Origin of the sequence: Psittacicella gerlachiana, assembly GCF_003585965.1 — a bacterium.
Lineage (GTDB): Bacteria > Pseudomonadota > Gammaproteobacteria > Enterobacterales > Psittacicellaceae > Psittacicella > Psittacicella gerlachiana.
Window position 1 is genome coordinate 1 of the sequence record NZ_NRJF01000200.1, and the last position, 5,185, is coordinate 5,185.

Consider the following 5,185-nt stretch of genomic DNA (forward strand, 5'->3'; position numbering starts at 1 on the left):
CAATATTAAAGATAAACTATGGAATAAATAAAGAAATGAGCAAATGAATTTCTGATTTGATTTATGTAAATCAAAATTATTCTCAGAAAACTAAAGATTCTCTCTGAGTAAAGGAATAGTTATTATTAAAATTCAGATTAACGATTTATCCTCTTGATAAAAAGAAAGAATTTTACTTAGCTTAGGAGTATAGATTTTATAAAACATTCCTTAGTGGCTTGTATTTTCTTTTCCATTTATAAAAATTAGGAGTAGAATAATTTACGTCAAGGATAGAGATATCTTTGTTTTATATTATCTATAATCAAAATTAAGGCTCGTAAAAAATGCGTAAATCATTAAAAGTAACTTTATTTGCAACTTTAGTTTTAAGTCTGAGTGCTTGTAGTAATCTAAATAGCACCCAAAAAGTAGAAACCACTTCGTTAACTGATGGACAGTTAGCAGGTCAACAATTAGTATCTGCGGTAGCTTGGGTACAAAACTCAGGGGAATATCGTGCTTTAGCATATCAAGCATTTAATTTTGCCACTATTTCTTATCAAAATGCTCCTGTAGTAAAAGGAAAGGGGAAAGCGGTAATTGTGGATTTAGATGAGACTATGATTGATAATAGTGATTATCAAGGAGGAGTAGTAAAATCAGGAGTTCCATTTAATAATACAACTTGGGGTAAATGGGAACAAGCAGGTAATCCTAAAGCAATTCCTGGAGCGGTGGCTTTTGCTCAGTATGTCGCAAAAAATGGCGGAACCATGTTCTATATTTCTAACCGTCAAGAAGCTAATCTTGCACATACAATTGAAACTTTAAAAGCCTTAGGTTTCCCTGGCGTTTCAAGCGAAACGGTATTATTACAAAGTCAAGGAGGAACTTCGTCTAAAGATCCTCGTTTCGATAAAGTTAATGCAAAATATAACGTTGTACTTTATATTGGGGATAATTTAACAGACTATCCACAAGTTAGTAATTTAACGACCACACAAGCACGTAATGCTTGGGTAGAACAAAATGCAAATAAATTTGGGATTAAATATGTAATTTTACCTAACCCTATGTATGGAAATTGGGTAAGTGCTTTAGCTCCAAACTTTTATAAAAATTCTTTAAGTGAACAAAACAAACTAAAAGTTGATGCTATTAGAGCTTGGGATTTAACAAATTACAAATAATCGCTCATTTTTTTGTTAAAATAAAGAAACCTCTCTGAACATTTTAATTTAATTAAAATGCAAAGTTATTTCTTTCCACTATAAAAATAAATTCGAGGTTTTTTGTGAATTCTAAATTATCTACTCTATCACTTGCGATTCTTGCAGCTTTTACTTTAGGGGCGTGTACCTCTAATTCAAATGTTGTAACTGATACAGCTAATAATGTAACATTAACGCAAGAGCAATTGGCAGGGGCTTATTTAGTTGGAGCTACAGCTTGGGTACAAAATGCAGCTGAATATCGTGCTTTAGCTTATCAAGCTTTTAATGTAGCTACAGTAGCTTATGATCAAGCACCAAATGTTCGTGGTAAAGCTAAGGCTGTAGTAGTTGATCTTGATGAAACCATGATTGATAATGGTGGTTTCCAAGGTGCGATTGCTAAATATGGCATTGCTTATAATTCTAAAGATTGGGGCAATTGGGAAAAAACTGGAAAACCAACAGCAATTCCAGGAGCACTTGAATTTGCAAAACATGTTGTGAGTAAAGGTGGCGTAGTTTACTATGTATCTAATCGTCAACATGCGAACTTAGAATATACTAAAGCTAGTTTAATTGCTTTAGGATTCCCAGGGGTTTCTGACGCTACAGTTTTATTAAAAGACAAAGTATCTTCAAAAGAACCAAGATTTGAAGTTGCTAATAGTAAACATAATGTAGTAGTTTACGTAGGTGATAATTTACGTGATTTCCCAGAAGCTGGCAAATTTAATACTACTGCAGAGCGTAATGCTTGGGTTGACCAAAACAAAAAATATTTTGGTAATAAATTTATAGTTTTACCTAATCCTATGTATGGTAACTGGTTAAGTTCCTTAGCTCCTAATTTTTATAGTCACAGCTTAGCTGAACAAAATAAAATTAAGGTAGATGCAATCAAAGCTTGGGACTTATCTAATTATAAATAGTATTTAGCTATTTAAAATAAGCAGAGCCTCTAACATTATCGATAATGTCAGAGGCTATTTTTTGTATACTAGTAAATGACAAATCAACAAATTTTTACAATCGCTTTAATTTTACTTTTAAGTATTGAAGATGAGCCTATATCTCTAGAGCAAAGTTTTTACACTGCCGAACAAATTTTTGGTCAACAACTGGTAAGTGCACTTCTTTGGCAGCAACAATCAGCAGAATACAAAGCCTTATGTTATCAAGTATTTAATCAAGCTCAACAAGCTTTACGTAATTTAAATACTAAGGGTACAATTTTAATTGATGTAGATGAGACTTTACTTGACAACTCAACTTTTGAAGCAGGTTTAAGTAAGTATGGGTTATATTTTCAAGCTCAAGCTTGGGATTTATGGGAACGAGAGGGGGCACCTTCCTTAGTACCTGGAGCTTTAGAATTTGTAAAATTTGCTCACCAGTGGGGAGCAAAGGTGTATTATGTTTCTAATCGTTATGGGAAGAATTTACAACCTACCATAGAATTGTTAACTAGGTTAGGTTTTCCGCAAGTGAGTAAAGATACTTTATTACTACAGTTTACTAATGATTATAGTGAAACTAAACAAAAGCGGATCAAAAGAATTATTGCCCAAGAAAATGTCATTATGTTTGTTGGGGATATGATTGATGACTTTTATACTGAAGAAGTGTTTACAAGTAACCAAGAACGTAAACTATGGGTAGAAAAGGTGAGATCTGAGTTAGGGAGTAGATATATCATTTTGCCTAATCCGGTATATGGAAATTGGATGACTTATTTGCAGCCTGGATTTTATAATTTAGAACTTAGTGAGCAAAATAAAGTTGCGATTTCTACTTTAATCGCTTGGGAAATAAATAATTATCAATAATATACTATGAGTTTAACAAATGCACAGTTAATTAATAATTTTATCCAATCAGTTTCCTTAGTAGAGCAAAAAAGCGAAAATACGGTAGTTTCTTATTATTATAATTTAGGCAAGTTCTATAAATGGAATTTTGAAAAGCAAAATTTAGATTTTGCTCAAATGGATACCAATTATCTTAATGCTTATTTTATAGAGAGTAAAGCCAACAAGATTTCGGTAAATACTTTGCGTCATTGGTTAGTAACCTTACGTTTATTTTTTCGTTATTTATTTACTCAAGGAATCATCTCTACAGATCCTACCTTAAAGATGGTATTACCTAAGGCAATTAAGCCGAAGATGGTATATTTAACAGAAGAGCAAATGCAAACTTTATTAAATCAACCTGATTTAAGTAAAAGTAAGGGGATTAGAGATAGAGCTATGTTAGAGTTACTTTACTCTTCTGGGTTACGAATTTCCGAGCTTATTAACTTAACGTTTAATCAGCTAAATAGCCAAAATATGACCTTGAGAGTTAAAGGTAAAGGAGCAAAAACTAGAATTGTACCTATTAGCTATTCGGCATTATATTTTTTAAATCATTATTTAACCCAATATAGGTATCAACAAGAAGTATTAAGTGAATATATTTTTGCCAATGCCAAAGGTGAACCTATGACTAGAGCAAATTTTTGGCAAAGAATTAGAAAGTATGCTCAAAAATGTTTTGCGTTTGACTTAACGGGTTTTGGACCGCATAGTTTACGTCATAGTTTTGCGACCCATTTACTCAACAATGGAGCAGATATCCGTAGTGTACAATCGCTTTTAGGGCATGCGAGTTTACAAGCTACACAAATTTATACTCATGTCGCAAATGAACAGCTCAAGAAATTACACCAAGAATTTTCTCAAGAGAGTTTACCCTCTTATGAGCAAATGGTAGAGCAATTATCAGAAAATCTTAAAAAGTTTAAAAATTAAAAGTTATAAGATCTCTAATAGAGTCAAAGTTATAAGAGCCTAAAAGAGTAAAAGTTATATAATCTTTTAAAAAGCTGTTTGAGATTTTGATTTAAATGAAAAAGAAAATCCTGGTTATTTGCTTTTGTTTTTTTACTTTGTTATAATAACTAAGATATATTTACATAAAACCACAGATTTCGGGGCTGTTCTGGATTCGACGGGATTATGGAAGTTTCAAGGGCATGTAAAGTCGAAGAGCTTTTAAAAAACTTCAAATAAATATAAATGCAGACAATGCGTTCTTTGGCCGTGCTAACAGCAACGGCGTAGCTTTAGCAGCTTAATAACCTGTATAAAGCCATCATACTCTAGCTTTTACTGGTGGGTAATAGAGAATAAATGATGCCTAATAATATTTTACACTAGTTAGTAAATAGAAGTTCAGATAGGACTTTTACTTATGAAATTTAATCTATCTAGTCTTGTAGGTCTTTGGTCTTATTTTGTGCTACTTGATGAAATTTAAAATAAGAATAAACATGTAGAACTTGGGATGGACTAATTTCGGACAGGGGTTCAAATCCCCTCAGCTCCACCAATTTTGTTACACGAGAGTGCAACATAACTTTTTTTATTAACTTATGACAAAGGTATATCGCAAACATCAAAAGTTGCCTATTCGCGAGGCAAGGTGGAAATGGGATTATTTAAATGCAAAATACCAAAAAGGCGAAAATATAACTAAATATATTGAGTCGGAAATGGTAAGAAAATTTGCCTTAGAGTTAATTAATTCCCGCGAATATCCTGAACAAATAGAAGACTGGGTAGCAAAGCATTTAAACCCAGAATTAGAAAAAAAACTTAATCTTGCAGTTAGAGCTCGTCGTAAACGCTCTTATGATAATGAAAAAATAATGTATGCTAAGAAAAGCGTATTTTTAGAGTATCAAGCGTGGAAAGTAATTTCAGATTTAGCGACCGCAAAAGATATAAGTTTAAGTGAAGCAATTTTACTTTTAGAAAAGTTTGCTTCTTCTGAAAAACTAGCTTCTTGGCAAAAAGAAGCTGAAGTTCCTATTACTAAGCAAGAAGAGCAAGAGTAAGGATAAGAGAAACTAAAGTAAGGGCTTTAAAGTTTAAGCATAGAATATTTAAAATATCTTACAAATTAAATAGTTTGTAAAGATTTTAAGCTAAAATAAAAAACCTAGG

At 32.1% G+C, this 5,185-nt stretch carries 5 protein-coding genes and 1 other RNA gene; all 6 read left to right on the forward strand.

Translation table 11 applies throughout. The features are described from left to right. Window positions 1-326: 326 nt before the first annotated feature. The 6 genes from CKF59_RS06485 (at window position 327) to CKF59_RS06510 (ending at window position 5,076) form a co-directional block, all read left to right on the forward strand. The gene (locus tag CKF59_RS06485; protein WP_245959285.1) at window positions 327-1,172 is read left to right on the forward strand and encodes a 5'-nucleotidase, lipoprotein e(P4) family; all 846 of its coding nucleotides are present in this window, start codon (window positions 327-329) and stop codon (window positions 1,170-1,172) included. A 104-nt stretch (window positions 1,173-1,276) separates the two neighbouring features. Then, on the forward strand, window positions 1,277-2,125 hold the full coding sequence (locus CKF59_RS06490; RefSeq protein ID WP_222985651.1) for a 5'-nucleotidase, lipoprotein e(P4) family: 849 nt from the start codon (window positions 1,277-1,279) through the stop codon (window positions 2,123-2,125). 75 nt (window positions 2,126-2,200) lie between these two features. Then, window positions 2,201-3,022: a 5'-nucleotidase, lipoprotein e(P4) family gene (locus CKF59_RS06495; protein ID WP_119535134.1), complete on the forward strand. Its 822-nt coding sequence runs from the start codon at window positions 2,201-2,203 to the stop codon at window positions 3,020-3,022. 6 nt (window positions 3,023-3,028) lie between these two features. After that, window positions 3,029-3,988 (forward strand): tyrosine recombinase, encoded by a 960-nt coding sequence (locus tag CKF59_RS06500; RefSeq protein ID WP_119535135.1) that lies wholly within the window; start codon window positions 3,029-3,031, stop codon window positions 3,986-3,988. Between the two features lie 181 nt (window positions 3,989-4,169). Further along, window positions 4,170-4,568, forward strand: a transfer-messenger RNA (tmRNA) gene (gene ssrA / locus CKF59_RS06505). Between the two features lie 43 nt (window positions 4,569-4,611). Then, window positions 4,612-5,076 carry a Ter macrodomain-binding protein MatP gene (locus tag CKF59_RS06510; protein WP_119535136.1) on the forward strand — a complete coding sequence of 155 codons (465 nt, stop codon included), beginning with the start codon at window positions 4,612-4,614 and terminating at the stop codon, window positions 5,074-5,076. Window positions 5,077-5,185: the final 109 nt, after the last annotated feature.

Bases quoted from the DNA above. Each gene is read 5' to 3' on its own strand.
- CKF59_RS06485 (WP_245959285.1), top strand. From the start codon at position 327: ATGCGTAAATCATTAAAAGTAACTTTATTTGCAACTTTAGTTTTAAGT.
- CKF59_RS06495 (WP_119535134.1), top strand. From the start codon at position 2,201: ATGACAAATCAACAAATTTTTACAATCGCTTTAATTTTACTTTTAAGT.
- CKF59_RS06500 (WP_119535135.1), top strand. From the start codon at position 3,029: ATGAGTTTAACAAATGCACAGTTAATTAATAATTTTATCCAATCAGTT.
- CKF59_RS06510 (WP_119535136.1), top strand. From the start codon at position 4,612: ATGACAAAGGTATATCGCAAACATCAAAAGTTGCCTATTCGCGAGGCA.